A 20,686-nucleotide genomic window follows, 5' to 3' on the forward strand; every position below is an offset into this window, starting at 1 on the left:
TACCCGCAAAAACACTAATGATTCTTGCTATTGAGTCCGTGATGCGGATAACTATCGGTTTTGAGTAGACCTGTCTCCGCTTCGCAGTTAGGCCATCGCCCGTACGAGGACTCTGTGCGGCTGGATACCGGCGGGATTGTCACGGGTCTCCGCGAGCTCCTCGGTGCCCAGCTCGTCGCTTATCTGGGCCGGGTGTCGAACACCCGCTCTGTTCGTGAATGGGCGGACGGTTCCCGTGTACCTGGCGCGGACGTCGTCCAGCGGTTGCGTACCTCTTTTTATGTGGCCGGCATTTTGAGTGAACGAGAGAGAGCGACGATTGTCCAGGCGTGGTTTCAAGGGATGAATCCGGAGTTGGGTGACAAGTCGCCCGCGGCCTTGTTGCGTGGTGAGCCGTTGGTTGTAGTCGGGCCGATCGTGGTCGCAGCGGCACGGTCGTTCATCGCTCACGGGTAGGTGCCGATGTCGACGCGGGTGCCTGGCGGGCTATTGGCCTTGTCTGGTAATGAAGTCGGCCATGCCGGGCACGGTGAACGCGACGAAACCGCGTTCGGGCGTGTAGATGTGTCCGCTCCGTATCAAGTCTCGGCGATTGACGGAGAGGTCCGTAGTGCGTTTCTTCCGCAAACGGGTCACGAGTTCGGCCATTGATGAGGGGGCGTCGTTGTCGCTGGCCATTGCGGACATGAAGGCCCGCTGTGTCGGGGTGGCCCGCTCCCATCTCGATTGGTAGAGACCCTGCTCGACCTCAGTTCGCGCTGACTCGATGCCGATTTGGGTGTCTTGAAGAGTAATGGTGTCCGTGGCCCTGACGGCCCAGACATGGCTTCCACAGGCTTGGATAAAATAGGGGTATCCCCCAGTTGCTGTCACCGCTGCATCCAGGGCGTCAGGCTCCCAGTCGACTCCGTTGGCACGGGTCGGGGCGGTGAGGGCGTCAGAGGTTGCGGTCGTGTCGAGCAACCCGATCTGGCGATAGTCATAGAGGCGCTCCGCGTAGCTGGTCGCATCGGCGAGCACGGCAGGCAGGGACGGCAACCCTGCTCCAACGAAGACGACGGGGACGGGGAAGACATCTTGGCCCAGATTGTGCAGGGCCACGTTGAGCGCAGCGAGGTCCTCGAATGAGGCTTCTTGGAGTTCATCGACGGCCAGCAAAATGACCGTGTTGGCCTCACGCGCAGCAAGCCCAATGGTCTCTAAGAGCTCCTGGAGATCGACGGCGAGATCGCCGCTATCAGCCACGCCAGGCTCCGGATCGACGTCGACAGTGAAGGAGTAGGTCCCTGACGGGTCGACACGCACTTGGAAGGAATGCAACACGCTGGCGGCCTTGGACCAGAGCGCTTTTGCGCGGTCAGAGCTTGAGAGGATTCGTCGAAGCGCGAGGTGGAGTTCCTTGGCCAACGCGACGGCCAACGGCTTACCGCTCGAGGCTTCGACCTTCACAAAAACCAGCTTGAGTTCGGCTGCATCGCGTCCGAGCTGGTTGAGCAAGACGGTCTTCCCCACCCCGCGGAGCCCAGAGAGGATCCAGGGTCGTTCCCCCTCCCCCGTTTCCCGCGCCTGGTAGAGCCGGTTACGGAATTCACGGAGGAGGTCGGACCGGCCGGCAAGAAGAGGTGGCACCCGTCCCGCGCCGGGCTTGAACGGGTTCGTCGCAAGTTCCATAACTAAAACAATATAGCCCCGAGTAAACGAATCGTTTACTCGGTCATAGAAGGCCTTATAAAATGGCGCACGGGCGAGAAAAACGCTTCGGGAAACTCGGCGGAATCCGCCAATGGGTCGAGTCCTTCTTCGACACCCTCAAAGGAAAACTCACCCTCGAAGACCACGGTGGACGCACCATCCCCAGCGTCTACTTCCGCGTTACCGGTCGCCTCCTCGCCCTTGCCGCAGGAATCTGGCACAACTGGCTCCTCGGAACCCCAACAAACGATGCCTCACCGCATACGACCAGATCTTTCGCGGGAGAGAAACGCTGAACGGCGCCGTCTTTGCGTAGGTCACGAGAAGGCCTGCAGCCGGCCGGTTCCGAGCTTTAGTCGGCCAGTATTCCGCCGATTGTGACCACCGATCCGACCGAGAATCGATGCCACCTGTGAGTGCCGGCGAGGGCATGAATGCGTCAGGGCCGACCCCGTGTGAGGCCGGCCCTGATGCCGTTGGATGCTGCAGCGGTTATGGGATTATTTGGTGAGCGGTGCGAGTTTCGGGTCGTTCGCGTAGGCCTCTGCTGCGTTGGCCTTGGTCACGATGACGGGCGGTAGCAAGAAGGCGGGGACGACCTTCTTGCCGTTGTCGTAGGACTTGGTGTCGTTGACCTCGGGGGTTTCGCCCTTCTGAAGTTTCTGGGCCATGGTGATCGCTTGGGTGACGAGCACGCGAGTGTCCTTGTTGATTGTTGAGTACTGTTCGCCTGCCATGATCGACTTGACTGACTCCGCTTCGGAGTCCTGACCCGTGACCACAGGAATGGGCTTACCGGAGGACTTCACCGAGGTGATGATTGCCCGTGCGAGCGTGTCGTTGGGTGAGAGAACTCCATCGATCGTCTTGGTTCCGTAGGTGCTGGTCAGGAGAGAGTCCATCCGGCTCTGCGCGTTCTCGGCTTTCCAGGCGGCGGTCGCCGTCTGCTTGATGTCGACCTGGCCGGAGCCGACGACGAGGGTGCCGTCATCGATCTTCGGCTGGAGGACGCTCATGGCGCCCTTGAAGAAGACTGCTGAGTTGGCGTCGTCGGAGGAGCCTGAGAACAGTTCGATGTTGTACGGGCCGCTTGCCTTTTTGGCCTTGAGCCCATCGATCAGTGCCTGGCCCTGGAGGGCGCCCACCTTGAAGTTGTCGTAGGCGACGTAGTAGTCCACGTCGGCGGTGTTCAGGATGAGCCGGTCGTAGGCGATCACGATCGCGCCGGCGTCGTGGGCTGCCTTGACCTGGGTGCTGAGCTGGCCGCCGTCGGCCGCGCCGATGATGATGACCTTGGCGCCCTTGGTGACCATCGCGGAGATCTGGTCTTGCTGGTCCTTGACCGTGGTGGACGCGCCCGCATACTGCACGTCCCCTGTGAAGCCCGCAGACTTGAGACCGTCTTCGAAGAGTCCGCCAGCGAGGACCCAGTTCTCCGACGTCTTTGACGGAAGGGCGACTCCGATCAACGAGTCAGCGGCGAAGCCGGCCGCTGCAGCCGTCGATCCGCTGCTCGTGTCGCTCCGGGTGGAACACCCGGAGAGTGCCATCAGTGCCACCGCGGCTATTGCTGTGGTCGCGAGGAGTTTTTTCATGTGTGTTTCGCTTTCTTCTCAGTGGTGTTGGGCAGGGTGGTGAAGGTGTGGGGAGAGGGCGCGGCCGAGGTCACGACGACAGGGTCGCCGTGGGCCTCGCGGTGTCTGGTGTTCCAGATCCGGGCACAACGAGGGGTGGTTCGGGCGGGAACTCATTTGTCTTGCGGTTGCGGGTGAGGAGTCCAATGATTGATGGTCGGCCTTGGCTCTTGTTCAAGACGTCCACTCCCACTGCGACCAGGAGTACGAGGCCCTTGATGATCTGTACGCGGTCCGCGCCGACGCCGAGCAGTTGCAGGCCGTTGTTAAGCACAGCCATCACGAGCCCACCGACGATGGAACCGGTCACGGTGCCGATGCCGCCGGACACGGCGGCGCCTCCGATGAAGACCGCGGCGATCGCGTCGAGTTCCCAGCTGAGGCCGTCCTGTGGACCCGAGGCGACCGAGCGGGCTACGAAGATCATCCCGGCCAGGGCCGCGAGGATCGACATGTTCATCATGACGAGAAAGTTGACCCGGCGGGACTTGACGCCGGAGAGTTCGGCCGCGAGCTTGTTTCCGCCGACGGCGTAGATGTGGCGTCCGAAGATCGTGTTCTTCGTCACGAAGGCGTAGAACAACACGAGTACTCCGAGGATGATTCCTGAAACGGGGAAGCTCGTTCCGGTGCGCCCACCCGCGAACAGTACCGTCGCATATACGACGACGCTGCTGAGGAGTACGACCTTTACCGCGCTCACCCAGAGTGGGGCGGGACTAGAGCCCATGATCCGCTGCACCTTTCGGCTGCGCCACTCAGACATGACCACGGCGATCACGACAATCAGTCCGAGCAGAAGCGTGAGGTTGTTGTACCCCGTGTACGGGCCCACCTCCGGGAGATATCCGGCACCGATGACGGTGAAGCCTTCTGGGACGGGGACCGTGTTCGCGTTGCCGATGAGTTGGTTACCGCCTCGGAATATGAGCATCCCGGCGAGGGTGACGATGAAGGCCGGCACGCCGATATAGGCAACCCAGAAACCTTGCCACGCCCCAATTAGGGCACCAACGACGAGGCCGAACACGATGGCAACCGGCCAAGGGAAGTGCCAGTCCTGCATTGAGGTCGCCACGACGATGCCGGCAAAAGCCGCAACGGACCCGACAGAGAGGTCAATGTGGCCCGCGATGATGACCATCACCATGCCGATCGCGAGGATCAGGATGTAGGAATACTGGCTAACGAGGTTGATCAGGTTGCCCGAAGACAGTGTCAGGCCGTGCGTCAGGTATTGGAACAGCACGATGATCGCGATCAGGCTGAACAGGATCCCGAACTGGCGCAGACTGGACCTGCCGCCGCCGAACATTCTCCGCAGGTCACGGATCCCGCCGCTCGTGTTCTTTTCGGTATTCAACTGCTGGCTCATTTGCTGTAGGCCTTCTTCCGGGCGCTGGTCATGCTCTTCATCAGGGTTTCGGGGTCGGCCTCCGCCGCGAGGATGCAATTGGTGATTGCTCCCTCGAAGACCGTGTAAATGCGGTCGGCGAGGCCCAGCAGCTCGGGCAGCTCCGAGGAGATGAGGACCACTCCCTTACCCTGGGAGGCCAGTTTCTGGATGATTCCGTAAATCTCGTACTTCGCGCCGACATCGATGCCCCGGGTCGGCTCGTCAAGGATCAAAAGGTCCGGATCGGTAAACATCCACTTAGCCAGCACGACTTTCTGCTGGTTGCCGCCCGAGAGCTTGTTCACACCCGCGTCCACGCTCGACGTTTTGATTCGTAGGCTCGTGCGGAAGCTTTCCGCGATTGCGTATTCCTTCTCGTCGTTGACAACAGGCCCGCGGGAGATCTTAGACAGCTTCGCGGACACGATCGACCGTTTCACGTCATCGAGCAGGTTCAAACCCAACGCCTTGCGATCCTCACTCACGTAGGCAAGACCGTGGTCAATGGCATCCGAAACGCTGCGGAGCTCGATTTCCACGCCGTCCTTGAATAGGCGGCCTGACAAGTAGTTGCCGTAAGAGCGGCCGAAGATACTCATCGCAAGCTCCGTTCGCCCGGCACCCATCAGGCCGGCAATGCCGACAATCTCGCCCCGGCGAACATTAAGGCTCGAGTTCTTCACGACCATCCGCTCGGGTACCTGCGGGTGTTGCACATTCCAGTCGCGTACCTCGAAGAACACCTCGCCAATGTCGGGGGTGTGCTCCGGGAACCGGCTTTCGAGGCTCCGGCCGACCATGCCACGAATGATTCGGTCCTCGTTGACGCCGTCGTTGACGACGTCGAGTGTTTCGATGGTCTTGCCGTCGCGAATGATGGTGATGGAATCGGCGACCTGCTCGATCTCGTTCAGCTTGTGCGAGATCATGATGGAACTGATGCCCTTGCCTTTGAGCCCCCGAATCAAGTCAAGCAGATGCTGAGAGTCCGCTTCATTGAGGGCCGCCGTCGGCTCGTCCAGAATCAGGACCTTAACCGACTTGTTGAGCGCCTTGGCGATCTCAACCAACTGTTGCTTACCGACGCCGATGTTCTTGATCAAGGTGTCAGGGTCATCGCGCAGGCCGACCCGGGCAAGAAGTTCCAAAGCGGTCTTCTTGGCCTTGATCCAATCGATTGCACCCCATCTGGTGGGCTCATTGCCGAGGAAGATGTTCTCGGTGATCGAGAGTTCAGGGATGAGCGCGAGTTCCTGGTGGATAATCGCGATGCCAGCCGCCTCGCTGGAGCGAATGTCCTTGAAATGGACGTCCTTCCCCTGGAACACGATGTCCCCGCTGTAGGTGCCATACGGGTAAACGCCCGAGAGCACCTTCATCAGGGTCGACTTGCCCGCCCCGTTCTCACCGCAGATCGCATGGATCTCCCCCGCCGTCACCGTGAGCGACACATCGGACAACGCCTTAACCCCGGGAAACTCTTTCGTAATCGAGCGCATCTCCAGGATGACGGGCTCGCGCGCCGCACGCCGTTCAATGGACATAGTTGTGCTCCTTGATTCAGGTGATCCTGATGGCGTCCGGCGTTGGACGTGATCGACGAGTGAGGCGGCACCGGGCAGCGTCACGCTTGGGTAGCAGCCGCCAGGAGTCGCAAAAAAACGCTCCCGGTCGACAGGTCGGCGACCGCCGGAGCGGTCCTTACTGCACAAGTTGAAGGCGGCGCCAAGCGGTGGAGGGCCATTGGCGAGATAGCGCCCTCAGCGAGCCAACGACCAAAATGATCTGCGCCGAAAGAGCTGAAACCCGCAGCACGCTCCGCACGTTCACGACAAGCGGCACCTGTGCCCACAATTCGACTCCTTTGTCCTACAGTGCTGACGCAAAAAATGGGTAGCAGAAAAAATCGCCGGCCCCGTGCCGGCAGCAAAAGAAGCCGGCCGGTATATCGGTTGGTCCTTGCGTCGTCACTTCAAGTGTGAACGGTCACACCAACCGTGATTACCATACTCCCCGCACTGGATCGCCTGTCACGCCAGGATTGAAACGGATTGTCTCGTTTTGATAACCGTTTTGAAAACCGCAACGGGACGCGCGCTTCAGAACGAGGGCGATCCGGTTCAGCCCCGCTGGATGAGCGACGGGATGACTCGCTTCCGGAATTCGGCCTGATCGTTGCCAGAAAGATTGCTCACCTAGCGCAATGCCACGGCAAACCAGTTCCGCGAAATCTTGGCGCACAATCGAACGAAGCCGACAACAAAACGACGACATGAAACCCGGGCCGGTTCAGTTCGACTACCTCAAACCTTCTACAACGGCCTCCTCCGCCACTCGAAACTCGGACACGTCACGTCAATCGAACACGAACGATGCTTTGACAGAGCCCCTCCCTTGCCGAATTTGAGACCAGCCTGGGAATCTCGGCAATAGAGCTCGTCAGCCGGGTGTCCAAACGCCTCGCCTCGGACATTCCATCCACGTCCAAGAGCCGAAACGTCCTCGCGCGGCGAGCCCGGCAGGAAGTCCCGCTCGGATTCGTTCGGGCAAAGTTGGGTGACGATTCGCCCGAGCGAGATGCTTATCGTGTAAGCGTCACTGGGGCTCGGTGACCCGGCACTTATCGCTGCAGAGGCGTTCGGTGGACTTCTCGTTCCCATCGGGGGCTGGCGGCAGCGGAATTGTCTTGATCTAGTTCTCAAAGAGTTGGCGCGGCTGGAAGAAGTTGGTTGCGACGCTCGTCGGTTCGACTGCCGCGACGCTCATCATCCTCCTTAGAGCGATTGGGAGCCATGGAGTCATACGCGGACAAGCGCTATTCGGCGCCCCGGTCGCCGTTGGCGAGTAGCCCTTGGCGGTACCGAGAGTCCGGGCAGGTATTAACCACTTTTTCTGGGTAGTTGGTACTGCGTCCGGGTCTGCGGTCTCCTGATCGAAGTGGTGGCACGTCGGTGTCGCCGTTTCGAACTAGAACCGGGCCAGTGTGAGCAACTACCGAAACCATGGAGCTCCTCTTTGAAGGGCGCAGCTACAACGACATCGTCGAGGCAGCGGGGTGTTCGCGGCGGGACGTATCAGTGGTCAAGAAGACCGTCGCCCCGAGAGGCCTCACGGCTGCGCTTGGGGAGCCAATGACCGAATCCGCCGTTCAGGCGATGTTCCCGGACGGACGCCAACGCATGTCAGACGAGTATGAACCACCTGACTTCAAAGCAGTACTGCGGTCGATGAAAGCCAACCGGAACGTCACGTTGCAGCAGGCCTGGTGGAAGTACGTCGGCGTTGGCGGGTTAGGGAAGACATGCCGCTACTCGCAGTACTGCCATCTCATGGCGTGAGGCTAACGGTTGGGTCGCGGTGCCCGGGCCTGACGGTTGAGTGGGCTCGCTCGGGCGTGATCTGAGGTTTCTGGTGGCGGGCAGGGTGATGCGTCCGGCCTTTGCTGGCGGTGGGCCTCCTACTACGGTCAGACCGCCGTGCCGATCAAACCGCCGATCGCCCACGTCACGCCGAGGGCGAGTAGGCCGCCGATGAGCACCCGGGCGATCGCGCGGCCGCGGGGACTGTCGCCGAGGTAGGAGCTCAGCCAGCCGGTGATCACAAGGGCAACCGTGACGGCGAGGAACGTTGCGGGCAGGCGCCACGCCGGCGGCGGCAGCAGCGCAGCGAGAAGCGGCAGGATCGCGCCGACCGTGAACGCGAGGGCGGAGGCGAACGCCGCATGCCAGGGGTTCGAGAGTTCCTCGGTCCCGATGTGCAACTCGACCTCGAGATGCGCGGCGAGGGCATCGTGCGCGGTGAGCTCGTCGGCGACGCGCCGGGCCGTCTCAGCGCTGAGCCCCTTCGCTTGGTACATGTCCGCAAGCTCGGCGAGCTCCTGCTCTGGCACGTTGGCGAGCTCCCAGCGTTCCTTGGCGATCAGGGCGCGCTCGGTGTCACGCTGGCTGCTCACCGAGACGTATTCGCCGAGGGCCATCGAGATCGCCCCGGCGAGCAGAGCCGCGACTCCGGCGATCAGGATCGCCGCGGAATCCGAGGTGGCCGCGGCCACGCCGACGACGAGTGCGGCGACGGAGACGATACCGTCATTCGCGCCGAGCACACCGGCGCGCAGCCAGTTGAGCCGTTCGGCGTGGCCGGGGGCGTGCGGTTCGATGCCATGGTCGAGTTCAGTCATGTCAAAAGTTAAGCAGCTTCTGGCCCGTTGCGCTATTTACGGAGTCGCCAGCCCGACCATCACGGGCACGCCCCGCGGGCGCACAAGCGGCGCAGCAGGGAAGGGGTCGGACCACACGGGGCGAGGTCCGGAAAAGCGGAGCGCTCGTCTGTTGCTTATCGACCGCGTTCACTGCGCTGTCCTCGTTCCTCGTCGGCTCCGTGCACTCCCAGCGGTCTCAAAGCACAGACGCAGTCTCTGACGATCCTGGCCACTCTCAATCCTCATTCTTCGTCAATCAATCTGTCACACCTCTGGCATTATTAATCAACGAGGTAGGCTGACCCCCATGATGACCATGCATATCCTCTCCGCGGGAGACGGGTATGCGTACTACATCAGCGAGACCGCAACCGCTGACGTGAAGCGCGAGGCCGGCCTGCAGCTGGGCGATTACTACACCATCGAGGGCAACCCTCCCGGCGTCTGGGTGGGCTCAGGACTAGCCGCCCTGGGCGTCTCAGGTGCTGTCACCGAGGAGCAGATGAAAGCCCTCTACGGTGAGGGCCTGCACCCGGATGCAGAGCAGATCATTGCTACCGCCCAGGGTGAAGGGAAGAGCGCTGATGAGGCGATCGAGTTGGCTAAGTTGGGCCGCGGCTACTACTCGTACAAGCAGGGAACTACCGACCTCCGCGAGCAGATCGAAACGGGCTACGGCGACTTCACCCGTATCAATCACCGCGAACCTAACGCCGAAGAACGCCGTGTTATCCGGGTCCGCGAGGGCGCGCAGGCGTTCCGCACGGCCAAGGGCCGGCAGCCCGCCGATAAGGAAGAGTTGGGCCGGTTCATTACCGCGGCCACCCGCCCGACACAGCAAGCTGTGGCCGGTTTTGACCTGGTCTTCTCTCCCGCTAAGAGCGTGTCAACGCTGTGGGGGCTGGGAGATAACGAGACCCGGAAGGCGATCGAGGAGGAGCATGAGGCCGCGATCAGCGACACCATCGGCTACCTGGAACGCGAAGCAATCGCCACCCGCGCCGGCACCAACGGTGTTGCACAGATTGACGTTGAGGGCGGCCTGATCGCAACCAGGTTCCGCCACTACGATTCCCGGAACGGTGACCCGCAGCTCCACGACCACCTGGTGGTGGCGAACAAGGTCAAAGGCGTAGATGGGAAGTGGCGCACGATCGATTCCAAGCTGCTCCACCGTCAGGGGGTGGCCGCCTCCGAGTTCTACAACCAGCGCGTTATGGACCGGGTGACCGACCGGCTGAACCTGGCGACGGAGCTGCGCGAGGTCACCCCGAGCAAACGCCCCGTGGTGGAAATCGCCGGGATTGATGCACGCCTCATGGCAGGTTTTTCGTCCAGGTCGGCCGGGATCAAAGCGGCCATGGTCACCCTCGAAGCCGAGTACCGTGCCACGCACGGACGCACCCCCGACACGAAAGCTCGCATTGCCCTGGCACAGCAGGCCACGCTCGACACCCGGCCGCAGAAGCTCCACGCCCGCGCACTCTCTGACTTGCGCACACTGTGGCGGGGGCAGGCCGCGACACTCGTTGGTGCCCGCGCCGTGGAGGGAATTTTGGAGGACGCCCGGGCGCACTCCCGCGGCGACGGCACCCCCAAAGCGCCGGCCCAAAACATCACCCTCGCCCAGGCGGCCGCCCAGGTCGTGGAGACCGTGTCCGAGCATCACGCCGTGTGGGGGCCGCACACGATCGAGGCCGAAACCCGCCGTTACGTCCAGGCGCAGCGCAGCTCCGGCAACACTGTTGAGGGCACGGTCGAGCAGATCACCCGGCACGCTCTGAACACCGATTCCATTACTGTCACCCCGCCGGCACCGCACGGCGCTTTCCAGCCCCTCACTCGCCGCGACGGCACGAGCATCTATGAGCACAAGGGCCGCCAGCTCCTGACCTCACGGAGCATCCTGGCCGCTGAGGACACACTGCTGGACGCTGCACGCACGCGCACGGCCTCGCCTATGTCCCGGGACGTGTTCGACCAGGTCGCCGCGAAGGAGGGCCGGCACCTGGACGCCGGCCAGCGCGAGCTTGCCCGGGTGTTCGCCACGAGCAGTACCCGCCTTGTCGTGGGCTCCGGCCCTGCAGGTACTGGTAAGACCACGGCGCTGCGCGTGGCAGCCCGGGCCGTCGAAGCGCAGGGCGGAAAAGTGGTTGGCCTGGCCCCGTCCGCTACCGCGGCCGCGATGATGAAAGACGCAATCGGGATCGACGCCAAGACGATTCACTCATTCACTTTCCAGAAAGGCAGCCTGGCCGAGCTGCTACAGCAGACGGAACGGATCGAGGGTGTGGACCTGAACCCCGGGGATGTGATCGTGGTGGATGAGGCCGGCATGGCCGGCACCACCAACCTGGCCAAGGTCACCCGCATTGCCCAGCTGCACGGCGCACACGTCCGCCTCATCGGAGACGACCGGCAGCTCTCCGCGGTCGAGGCCGGCGGTGCGCTGCGCCTGCTCGAAAACGAAGTGGGCTCCGTGAAGCTTGACCAGCTCCACCGCTTCACCAGCACCGACGAGGCCGAGGCCACGAAGCTACTCCGCGACCCGGCAACGACGGGCGACCCGTTCGCTTGGTACGTCAAGAATGATCGCGTTGCCGGCGGCAGCGTGGACCGGATGAGCGGGCAAGTGTTCTCGGCGTGGCAGTCGGACACCGCAGCCGGCTTGCACTCGGTGATGCTGGCCCAGCAGAACAGCACCGTGGCCGAGCTGAATGCCCGCGCTCAGGCGTTCCGGATGAGTGAGGGAATCGTCACGGGGAAGCAGTCAGCGCCGCTGCGGGATGGCCTGGCCGCTTACCGGGGCGACACGGTTGTGACTCGGGTGAACAACTCGCAGTTGAAGGTCAGTGGCGGCCGCGACATCGTCAAAAACGGTGACTTGTGGACTGTGGTGAAGGCACACCGGGACGGAACGCTCGCTGTCAGTAACCAGGGCACGGGGGGTACGATCACCCTGCCGAAGGAGTATGTGACCGGAGCGGTTGAGCTGGGCTACGCGTCGACCATTCACCGCGCCCAGGGCATGACCGCCGACACCGCCCACGTCCTGGCCGACAGCAGCACGAGCCGGGAACTCGTCTACGTTGGCCTGACTCGCGGTAAGCACGAAAACCATTTGTATGTCGAGACCGCCGACGCCCAACCGGTCAGTGATGTTCTGGCCCAGATCACCGGCAACGCTGACGGCATGCTCTCGGCCACCGAGACCATCCGCGCCGAGCAGGCCCGCGTGGATGACCTGGCGACCCTCATCGATCAGTACGGCGACGTGCACGAACGCGCCGACGTGCTGCGCTTTGCGGCAATCGCCAACCAGGGGCTTGGCGAAGGCCTGGCGACCATGCTGCGAGGGCATGAGAGTTGGGGCGCGGTCGAGGCCGCGCTCCGCCATTCCGAGGCCGCCGGCCTGGACCCCGTCGACACGATCCGCCAGGCGTGGACGCAACGCGACATGAACAACGCTCAGGACCCGGCGGCCGTGCTGGCCTCCCGGATCAGCGACAACACCGACCGCCACCGGGCCACCGTGCCGGCCGACCAGGAGCAGGAGAAGGAGAGGGCCGCCCCGGCGGTGCCGGCTTGGATCGCATCGCGGCGCGGGATCGACTCCGAGCACGCCGCGCCCGAGTGGCGCGAACACCTGGCCGAACGCTACGACTACCTACACACCCGCCTCGAGGAGCGCGGCGCGACAATCGCGGCCGAACAACCCGCCTGGGCAAGCGAGCTGGGCGAGGTTCCCGCCGACGTCGACCGCCGGCAGCAGTGGACGGAACTTGCCGCCGAGGTTGACGTGTTCCGCACCCAGTACCGCATCAACCCCCAGGAGACCGTCGCGGTGCCGGCGGACTACCGGCAGCGCCCCGTGGGCGCCGACCTGGCCGAACGGGTCACGGCCATGCACAAGTCTCAGGTTCTCAGCTCACGTCCCGCCGCCACCGAGGACGACCGGCAGCGCGCCGCAGCAGCAGCAGCCACAGCCGCCGCTCTCCGCGCCCGACAGGCCGCGGCGGCACGACCGGGCACCACCACTGTTAAACCCCTGCAGAAGGTCACGGAAGCTAAATCAACGGCTCAGAGGATGAAGGAGCAGCAGCAGAAGCGTGCGGCCGACCGGGTCGAGCAACTGCGCCGGCAGGGCGTCAACGTGAAGGTGCAGAAAACGGGTGACCGCGACCGGCAATCGGGGGCGGATCAGGCTCCCGCCCGGGATCAGGGCATCGAACGGTAGCCCCTGGACACACGGAAGGGCACCCGCGCTGTGTTGATCTGCATCATCAGCCCGTTTGGGGGCTGGTTTGCATTCCAACCTCCCTGCTACAAAGTAGCCGGGGACCGGAATTCCACCGGAATGGTCGCTCTCGCCTGCGGTAGCACTGTCTGAAGATCACGTCCGCACCATCGTCTTTCTGGGGGAAATATGCGTTGGTCTTTGCCTGCCTACATGTCCGCGACGGCTCTGATCGTTGCCGCGATGATGGTGCCTACGACGGCCGCGCATGCGGTCGGAGGCCCACCGTTCGCTGAGTGCCCAGCCGTGAACTATGCATCGAGTTGCGGGATTGAGTTGCAGGTCAACCAGGATGGTTCCGTCTCGGTCGCCGCAGATACCTCTGTCGGGACATACGACGGCGCGGATGACACGCTGGTTGGCATCGTGAACAACTCAACCGTGCCAGTGGCCGCTGTAACGGTCACTGGACCAGGCTCTGGCCTGGCGGGATTCGATAGCGACGGACTCTGCGCTTATGCCGGCTGCAGCTACGGACCCACTGGTTATGAAGGTCCCGGTACCTCGCTGGTGACCAGTCCGACCCTGCCCGACTCGGCCGAGGCTGATTTCACCCCCGCTCTTCAGCCAGGAGCCACCGCCTACTTCTCGCTTGAAGGCCCCCTGCAGTACGCACAACTGACCGCACGCAAAGGCCCACTGAAAGGGAACACCGCACAACACACCCTGATCTACGTGCATGGCATCAACGAAGAGTCCACAGGGAAAAAAACGACGGATTTCAAGTCGATCTTCGACCGCGTTACAAACACTAAGTACGTCGGCTTTGTTTACTACGAGGACCTTGCGCCAGCAGATCCGGCCCGTGGGATACCCGATTGTCGTGAAGGGCTGCCCACTGACGTTCTCACGAAGGCGGCGAGTGCGCAGGGCATGCCAATATCCATCAGCGATGCAACGGGGAACCCCAATTGTGATGGTTCCAGTGACATTGGGATCAATACGATCAAACTGGATGAACAAATCCAGCAGGAATATCACGACAGTGGCAACCAGCCCGTGATTCTCGTCGGATACAGCATGGGTGGCAGCATCATCCGCGGAATGCTGGCCTACTCTCAAACCGTCAACGACCGTGTCGCGGACACGATGATCGACAGCGTGTCCTTCATCCACGGTGTTCAACAGGGGTCCTACCTGGCGAACATCGGGCAGGTCACTGCTTGCTCGTTCTGCGGTTTTTTCCCAGTCCCGCCTCTGAGCTCGGGCATCGTGGGTATCAGCGATTTGATTCACCTGCCACTGAACCGTCCAGCCAGCCAGGAATTGCAGGACGGCAGCGCATGGTTTCGATGGGTCAATTCTCATTCCTCTCATTTACCTCCTCTCCCTTTCTTCAACACTTACGGTGACCTTCGAATCGTCGTTCCTATATGCCCGGTATTTGGTCTCTACGGTTGCTTCAATTACGGCGACAACACCTCACTGGGCGACGATGTTGTGCTCCGCGGCACGGACGAACCAACCGACACGTCAGCTGAGGGCGGTCAGAAATTTCTCAATGGACCTCGCGGCGCACAGAACTGGGAATTCGTTCAACTGCACCGCTACACCTGGGATCCCGTGTTTCCGCCCAGTGAAGCCATCGCCTTGGGTCAGGCCATGTTCAATGCCCCCGAGCAGCACCTGAACGTCAGATTTGCCATGGGCCAGACCCTTGTCAAGGACTGCCAGACCAATGCGTCGATCAGTGCGGATGACGAGTTGGTGCTTCTGCTCAACGGCCGTGCCAACGGCACCCCCTACAACTGCAAACCGTGAGGACCATCATGAGAAAACGCACTCGTTTCGGCTTGGCTGGCCTCGCCGTCATCGGCCTGGCAGCACTGGTCGTCGCCAACCTTCCCGGCCACGCGGAAGCGGCCGTGAACTTCAGCGATCCCAGCGTCGGCTTCCGTGACCAAGCCAGCGGCGCGTATCTGCGCATCGATCTGGACTCCGCGGCTGTTGGAGTGGGCCAGTTCTACTTCAGCGCACCGGGCGTGGGACTCGTCGTCCCCGCGAATACGGCGACCCTGGACCCACACAGCGCCCACGACGAACAGTTCCGCTTCGATGGTGCCGGCACCCAGTATGCCTCGGCTGTGCTGACCAGCGACATCGCCCAACCCGTCCCGAGCGGGGCATCGGGTACAGCAACGATCAAAGTCATCGGTCATGACGACCCGACCGCGCGCACCGCGAGCGTGGAAGTGTGGATCAACGGCAAGCACTTCACCCTGAAAGCTGCGCCCGCCCCGCACAACGCCGGCCCCACCTTGACCGCGGTCATTACAGCGCTTAAGACAACAGACCTGGGTGCGCTCTACGATCTGGGAGACCCGAGTCTTCGAAATGGGCTCACCCGGGAACAGTTCGTCGCCGCCATCGGTGCTACCGGCGGCGGTAGCGTCACGGGTTTGACTCCCACGGGTGCCACGACGTACGTCACAACTAGTGCCGGGGCGGACTTCGCGCTCACCCCGATAACCTTCGACTACGTCAAGAACGGTGTTGCTGGCGAGGTCACAGCCCACCTCCGCCTCATCTACACCGGGGGCCAGTGGCGTTACATGACGATGCAACCAGACAACGCGCCCTCGAACTCGGACAGCAACGCGCCTGACCCGACCGTGCCCTAGTATCCCAATTGACCAACTCGACGCGGCAGGCAGGGAGAACGGTGGGAAGAACGTCTCGGTTTCTGAGTGTGGTGACCGCAGCCAGCATGTGTTTGCTCTTGTTGACTGGCTGCGTGCCCGGGCAATCCATCGACAGTCTGGCCAAACAACCCGAAGCCGCGTTGACCTACCCGGGCAGCACCGATGTCCGCACCAATAATGTTCCCGGACGGGTTCAATTCGGGCTCGATGGAGGCGACGTAGCCGTCACCGGAATATCCGGGACAACAACGCACACGCAACGCGAGGTCATCGCCTTCTACTCGCATGCACTGGCAGCGAATGGCTGGACACAGCCCAGGGACGATCATCGCTCCGAGACCGCTTCGGGACTGCCCTCTTACTTTATGCAATGGGACAAGACGAAGCCCTACCTCACCTATGTCGTCGTCGTATGGACTGAGGGCGAAACAACGAAGTACGAAACTCAACTGAACTCGCTGCGGTAGTCCGTTCGATTCGCGGTCTGAAAAAGCAAGTTGAGATCCCGCGTCGGGGTAGAGAAGAAGTACCGCCGCGGTGGGAAGGACGAGATTCGAATCACACCGCCGCGGAAGCGTCCGCAAGGGGTTCCTCTGCCAGGGCGGTGATACAGCCGTTCTGTTTCGCAGCGAAGAGTGGCTCTTGGTGGAGGATTCAGGAAATCGAACCTGACGAGGCACCCCGATAGGCGCATCCCCCGGAACACGTATGCGTCCACCACATTCTAGCCAGAGTGGCCCTGACCCCGCTGGCAAGCACTCAAAATCCCGTCCCGTAGGAGGTTCGGCTTGCGGCCATGTACACCTCTGACGGCGTGACCTCTCGGAGGCCCGGGCCGGGGCCCGGACGCCAGTGTCGCGCTCGAGCGGCATCGTGACGCGAGACTTGCTGGGCCGACTTGAGCGGTCCTTTCGCGGGCCTGTCGAAAACGGACTGGGACTCATCGCCGTCAAGCAGCCGGTATTTGCGTGCGAAGTCGATTCCCAGCTACGCGACACCGGCTGATGTTGTGCGGTGTCGATACCCTGAAGCATGACTTACGAAACGAATTTCGCCGCCTACATCATTGCTGCCGCAATGCTCCTCGTCGTCGTCGTGACGCAGCTTGCCGCGTCGGGAAAGATTCGCCGCAATGGTTTCGTTGGGCTCAGGATTCCGCCCACGATGGCCAGTGATGCTGCGTGGGTAGCAGGCCATAGGGCCGCTCGGGTGCCGTCATGGATTGGCTTCGTTCTGGTCGCGATCGCTGCAGGGACAGCCCAGTTCATACCGGAGGCCACGACTGCTCCCATCGTGTTCTTGTTTCTATTCCTCGGGTGGTCCGTCGTGGCCGCCTGGCGCGGGGCGGGAGCCGCAACGAGCTGAATCTAGCTTTGGGCAGCCTGCCAGATCAAGCTACCGGGCGGGGTTCGCCCGTGCGCAAGGGGTTCCGGCTACGGGCACGGATGGCGCTCGGGCCCAGTCGTTTGGCTTCTGTGCATCCGGGAGAATCGTGGGTCGGCGGCTGGTCCTCGACAGCTGGTCAATTGCCGAGGGCTCGAATGCGTCGTCCGGCGAGGGCGGCCACGATTCCGATGCCTGCGGTGAGCCATATGGCCGCTTCTGGTCCGGCGGTTGAGGCAAGCACGCTCAGTCCTCCCGCCGTGGTGAGCACGATGATGAGGGCGTCGGCTTGCCACGCGATCACGTTCAGAATGGAAACGTCGCCAGCTGGCGTGACGACGGGAAGGAGCAGACCGATGGGCATCGGTCCTTTGGCACAGTCCAGAATCCGCACCAGAGCGATGAAGACCGACACCAGCATCCACCACGGCAGGACACCGATTGGTGCCCCGCCCGGCACGGCAGCAATGGCACCTATGGATCCGAGAAGGAGGCAGGCGAGACCGGGGAGCAGCGCATGGGAGCCGATCATGGTCAGGGCGCTCCGTCCATACAGCGACGACGGGCCGACGTTCTCGTTGGCGTTTCGCAGCCCGTCGCACCACACGCCGGCGGCGAGGTAGGCGAGGAGTACCCCGGCCAGGGCCATGACCCAGTCGATTCCGTCAGTGGCTGAAGCAGTTTGGGCGTTCAACCACCCTGCTCCGACGAGAGCCAGAGAGCCGAGTGTAGTCCGCGCTGGGAACCGCCGTGCGGATCCGAGGTCGCGCTGCAGAATCGCGATCGGCAGTGGCCCGGTGAAGGAGATCCGGCAGTGCCTCCCTCGTGTCGGTGGGGTGCGGAGGGCGCCTGACGCTCCGGCAATATCGCCGGTCTGCACCAGAGTGCCGATTGACTGCCAGCGGCGGGCTTGCGCCATGATTTCAGGGCTGCGGAGGTTATTCAGCAGTGCAGGAGCGGCCAGAAAGACCAATGGTGACAGGGCGAGGGCGATGACTGGCCACCACGGGACTGGCGCGGCCGGACCGAGGGATTCCCACAACAGGGCAAGCCATCCCCAGGGGGTCGCGAGCAGGACGATGTCGACGCCGGTTTCCACTGCAACCGCACTGCCCAGGATGACAATGGCCAATGGGATCGTAATGCGGCGGGGACAGCTCTGCCCGACAAGCCACAGCACGGCCAGCACGCCCGAGTACGCGATCGAGCCCAGCACCATGAGCGCGGCCGGAATGGCCGCTGTCGGCCCGCCAAGGAGCCGCGCCCCGATAACAATTCCAGATACCGTGACCGCCGCCAAGGCCAGCACGGTGACGCTGATCAAGAACGGACGGCGCAGGGTATCGCTGCGGGCGAGGTAACTACCCGCGAGGAATTCAGTGAGGAACGGACTCGGTACGACCGGACCGCGCGTTCGCCCGATCAGGACCGCGCAGGCTGCCAGTACTGCAGCGATTGCGCCCACACCCCGGGAGCTATCCGGGGCGACGATCGTGGCAAGGATTTCTGGACTCGCCAAGCCGAGGACTAGTGATCGCACGACTGGCACCGCGACGATTGCGACGATGAGCACCGCGACGTAGACCGTGTAGACGGCGTCGCTCGCCGTTGGCAGGCCGGCTCTTGATGCGGTTACGGATCGAGACTGCGCCAGGATCTGACGGTCAGTGGAGGTGCTCACGACTCTGCGAGTGACACGGACCGGTCCGCGATGGCCTCGATCATGTCTGTGCTGTGGCTCGCGATCACGACCGTGGCCCCACGATCGATCTCGGTGCGAACAACCGATGCCACCAATGCTCGTCGTGTGGCATCCAGGCGCTGCTCCGGTTCGTCGAGGATCAACACGTCGAAAGGACGCACGAGAGCCGTGGCCAAGGACAACAACTGCGTCTGTCCCGACGAGAGCTCGTTCACAAACCGGTTCTGGAGGTCACTGATCCCGAGAGCCGCCATGGTGGTGTCAGCCGCATCAGTGGCAGCGGATCCGGGTCGTCCCCACGTTGTCGCGATGAAACGCAAATGCTCGTGAGCGGTCAGCTCCCGGGCAAAGGCCGGCAGGCCGATACGGGCAGAGATGGTTCGCCGCATAGCGCGATGGCGTTCATCGACCGGCTCACCGTCAATGAAGGCCCGACCTCCAGTCGGACGAAGCTGGCCACTGAGGATTCGAAGAAGGGTCGTCTTACCGGAACCGTTCCGCCCCTGCACAGCCAAGGCTTCACCGCAACTCACAATGAGGGATACGGGCGCCAACAGCACCTCTGAATCGATCGAAGCGGAGACATCGCGGGCTTCGAGACAGGACACAAGCCCCATCCTCTCGCACTTCCAATCTCGATGACCGACCCGCCTCAGGCTGGGCGGGCAAGAATCGTCATTCTGTCTCGTAAGGGGTCCCTCTAACGAGAGGCTGCTGGTGGTACCTGTCGACCTTGGGCCATCGGCGCGAAGTTGGGAGAACGTTGGGATGCCGGCCGTCACCCGGCGCGTGCGACCCGCAGCAGTTCGACCGAGACATCCCACAGGCGTTCGGCGACGACCGGGTCCAGGGCATAGTCACGCACCCCGTGCACGCCATCAACAATGGCTCCGACGACCTCGGCCTCATGGCAGTCCTCGAAGTATCGGCCGCCGACCCCCGCGAGGGCCGGCCAAGTGGCGAGCAGCACCGAGGTCGCGGCGCCCTGCTCAGGAGACTTGACCGCCAGACCGGCCGCGGCGGCATGCGCCTTCGTGGCGGCGAGTGCCGCCGGGTCCCAGTGCCGCTGCAGGTTGGTCCAGATACCGCCCGGCATCAGCGCGTTGGCGGTGATGCCGTCCGCGGCCCAGAGCCGGGTGGCCTCGACTGCGAACAACACGTTGGCTGTCTTCGACTGCCCATAGGCGCGGTCACCGTCGTAGGGGCGACGTGCGAAGAAGAGGTCGTCGAAAACCACGGGTGAACTTCCATGACCGCTCGAGCTCACCACGACGATGCGGGCTGCGCCGTCGGCGGCGAGTGCGTCATGCAGTCCGGCGGCCAGCGCGAAGTGGCCGAGGTGATTCGTCGCGAACTGCAGCTCCCAGCCCTGCGGAGTAAACGCCTTCGGGGAGTTCATCACCCCGGCATTGTTGACCAGGATATGCAGCGGCCCGCTCCAGTCCGAGACGAAGGCGTCGACCGAGTCGACGTCGGTAAGGTCGAGCCGGGCGACAGACACGGCCGAGTTGCCGGTGGTAGCGGCGATGTCCTTGGCGACCGCGTGGCCGGCATCGACGTCGCGCACCGCGAGGGTGATGCTCGCCCCCGTCGCCGCGAGCGCGCGGGCGGTTTCGATGCCGATCCCGGATGTCGCGCCGGTCACGATCGCTGACCGTCCGGTCAGGTCGATTCCGGCCGCGACCTCGGCGGCCGTGCTGGTCGCACCGAATGGCGTCGTAATGAGTGTCATCCCCGTATCC

At 62.9% G+C, this 20,686-nt stretch carries 14 protein-coding genes and 2 pseudogenes; 8 read left to right on the top strand and 8 right to left on the bottom strand.

Features of this window, described 5'->3' with window-relative positions:
• The first annotated feature begins 114 nt into the window (after positions 1-114).
• The gene (locus tag E3O46_RS17130) at positions 115-456 is read left to right on the top strand and encodes a hypothetical protein (RefSeq protein ID WP_198413734.1); all 342 of its coding nucleotides are present in this window, start codon (positions 115-117) and stop codon (positions 454-456) included.
• A gap of 30 nt (positions 457-486) precedes the next feature.
• On the opposite strand, the gene E3O46_RS17135 is transcribed toward E3O46_RS17130, so the two are convergent.
• Positions 487-1,671, bottom strand: coding sequence for an ATP-binding protein (locus tag E3O46_RS17135; RefSeq protein WP_134562163.1), 1,185 nt, complete (start codon positions 1,669-1,671; stop codon positions 487-489).
• Between the two features lie 83 nt (positions 1,672-1,754).
• Here E3O46_RS17135 and E3O46_RS17140 point away from each other — a divergent pair.
• Positions 1,755-2,008: pseudogene (locus tag E3O46_RS17140) on the top strand (hypothetical protein); the annotation flags it as partial.
• Between the two features lie 184 nt (positions 2,009-2,192).
• On the opposite strand, the gene E3O46_RS17145 reads toward E3O46_RS17140, so the two are convergent.
• The 3 genes from E3O46_RS17145 to mmsA form a co-directional block, all read right to left on the bottom strand.
• On the bottom strand, positions 2,193-3,287 hold the full coding sequence (locus tag E3O46_RS17145; protein ID WP_134450106.1) for a substrate-binding domain-containing protein: 1,095 nt from the start codon (positions 3,285-3,287) through the stop codon (positions 2,193-2,195).
• Between the two features lie 70 nt (positions 3,288-3,357).
• A complete protein-coding gene (gene mmsB / locus E3O46_RS17150; protein ID WP_134450107.1) occupies positions 3,358-4,701 on the bottom strand; it encodes a multiple monosaccharide ABC transporter permease in 1,344 nt (447 codons plus the stop codon).
• Positions 4,698-6,266, bottom strand: a complete 1,569-nt coding sequence (gene mmsA, locus E3O46_RS17155; protein WP_134562164.1) for a multiple monosaccharide ABC transporter ATP-binding protein — start codon at positions 6,264-6,266, stop codon at positions 4,698-4,700. Before mmsA ends, mmsB begins: the two co-directional genes overlap by 4 nt.
• A 1,458-nt stretch (positions 6,267-7,724) precedes the next feature.
• Between mmsA and E3O46_RS17160 the strand changes: the two genes are divergently transcribed.
• On the top strand, positions 7,725-8,060 hold the full coding sequence (locus tag E3O46_RS17160) for a hypothetical protein (protein ID WP_134450111.1): 336 nt from the start codon (positions 7,725-7,727) through the stop codon (positions 8,058-8,060).
• A 128-nt stretch (positions 8,061-8,188) separates the two neighbouring features.
• Here E3O46_RS17160 and E3O46_RS17165 read toward each other — a convergent pair whose 3' ends face one another.
• Positions 8,189-8,899, bottom strand: coding sequence for a VIT1/CCC1 transporter family protein (locus tag E3O46_RS17165; protein ID WP_134450112.1), 711 nt, complete (start codon positions 8,897-8,899; stop codon positions 8,189-8,191).
• 328 nt (positions 8,900-9,227) lie between these two features.
• Here E3O46_RS17165 and mobF point away from each other — a divergent pair, with 328 nt between their 5' ends.
• From mobF to E3O46_RS17190, 5 genes are all read left to right on the top strand, one after another.
• The gene (mobF, locus tag E3O46_RS17170; protein WP_134562165.1) at positions 9,228-13,157 is read left to right on the top strand and encodes a MobF family relaxase; all 3,930 of its coding nucleotides are present in this window, start codon (positions 9,228-9,230) and stop codon (positions 13,155-13,157) included.
• Between the two features lie 306 nt (positions 13,158-13,463).
• Positions 13,464-14,978 (top strand): lipase family protein, encoded by a 1,515-nt coding sequence (locus tag E3O46_RS17175; RefSeq protein ID WP_134562166.1) that lies wholly within the window; start codon positions 13,464-13,466, stop codon positions 14,976-14,978.
• Between the two features lie 8 nt (positions 14,979-14,986).
• Positions 14,987-15,838 carry a hypothetical protein gene (locus E3O46_RS17180; protein ID WP_134562167.1) on the top strand — a complete coding sequence of 284 codons (852 nt, stop codon included), beginning with the start codon at positions 14,987-14,989 and terminating at the stop codon, positions 15,836-15,838.
• A gap of 113 nt (positions 15,839-15,951) precedes the next feature.
• Complete coding sequence (locus E3O46_RS17185) at positions 15,952-16,326, top strand: hypothetical protein (protein WP_134562168.1); 375 nt, start codon at positions 15,952-15,954, stop codon at positions 16,324-16,326.
• Positions 16,327-16,891: 565 nt separating this feature from the next.
• A complete protein-coding gene (locus E3O46_RS17190; protein WP_134450117.1) occupies positions 16,892-17,224 on the top strand; it encodes an SdpI family protein in 333 nt (110 codons plus the stop codon).
• A 157-nt stretch (positions 17,225-17,381) separates the two neighbouring features.
• Here the strand turns inward: E3O46_RS17190 and E3O46_RS17195 are convergent, their stop codons facing one another.
• The 3 genes and pseudogenes from E3O46_RS17195 to E3O46_RS17205 form a co-directional block, all read right to left on the bottom strand.
• On the bottom strand, positions 17,382-18,815 hold the full coding sequence (locus tag E3O46_RS17195) for a hypothetical protein (RefSeq protein ID WP_134450118.1): 1,434 nt from the start codon (positions 18,813-18,815) through the stop codon (positions 17,382-17,384).
• A 104-nt stretch (positions 18,816-18,919) separates the two neighbouring features.
• Positions 18,920-19,498 (bottom strand): annotated as a pseudogene (locus E3O46_RS17200) (ABC transporter ATP-binding protein); the annotation flags it as partial.
• A gap of 224 nt (positions 19,499-19,722) precedes the next feature.
• Positions 19,723-20,676 carry an SDR family NAD(P)-dependent oxidoreductase gene (locus E3O46_RS17205; protein ID WP_134562170.1) on the bottom strand — a complete coding sequence of 318 codons (954 nt, stop codon included), beginning with the start codon at positions 20,674-20,676 and terminating at the stop codon, positions 19,723-19,725.
• Positions 20,677-20,686 lie beyond the last annotated feature (10 nt).

Source organism: Cryobacterium glucosi (assembly GCF_004402235.1).
Classification (GTDB): domain Bacteria; phylum Actinomycetota; class Actinomycetes; order Actinomycetales; family Microbacteriaceae; genus Cryobacterium; species Cryobacterium glucosi.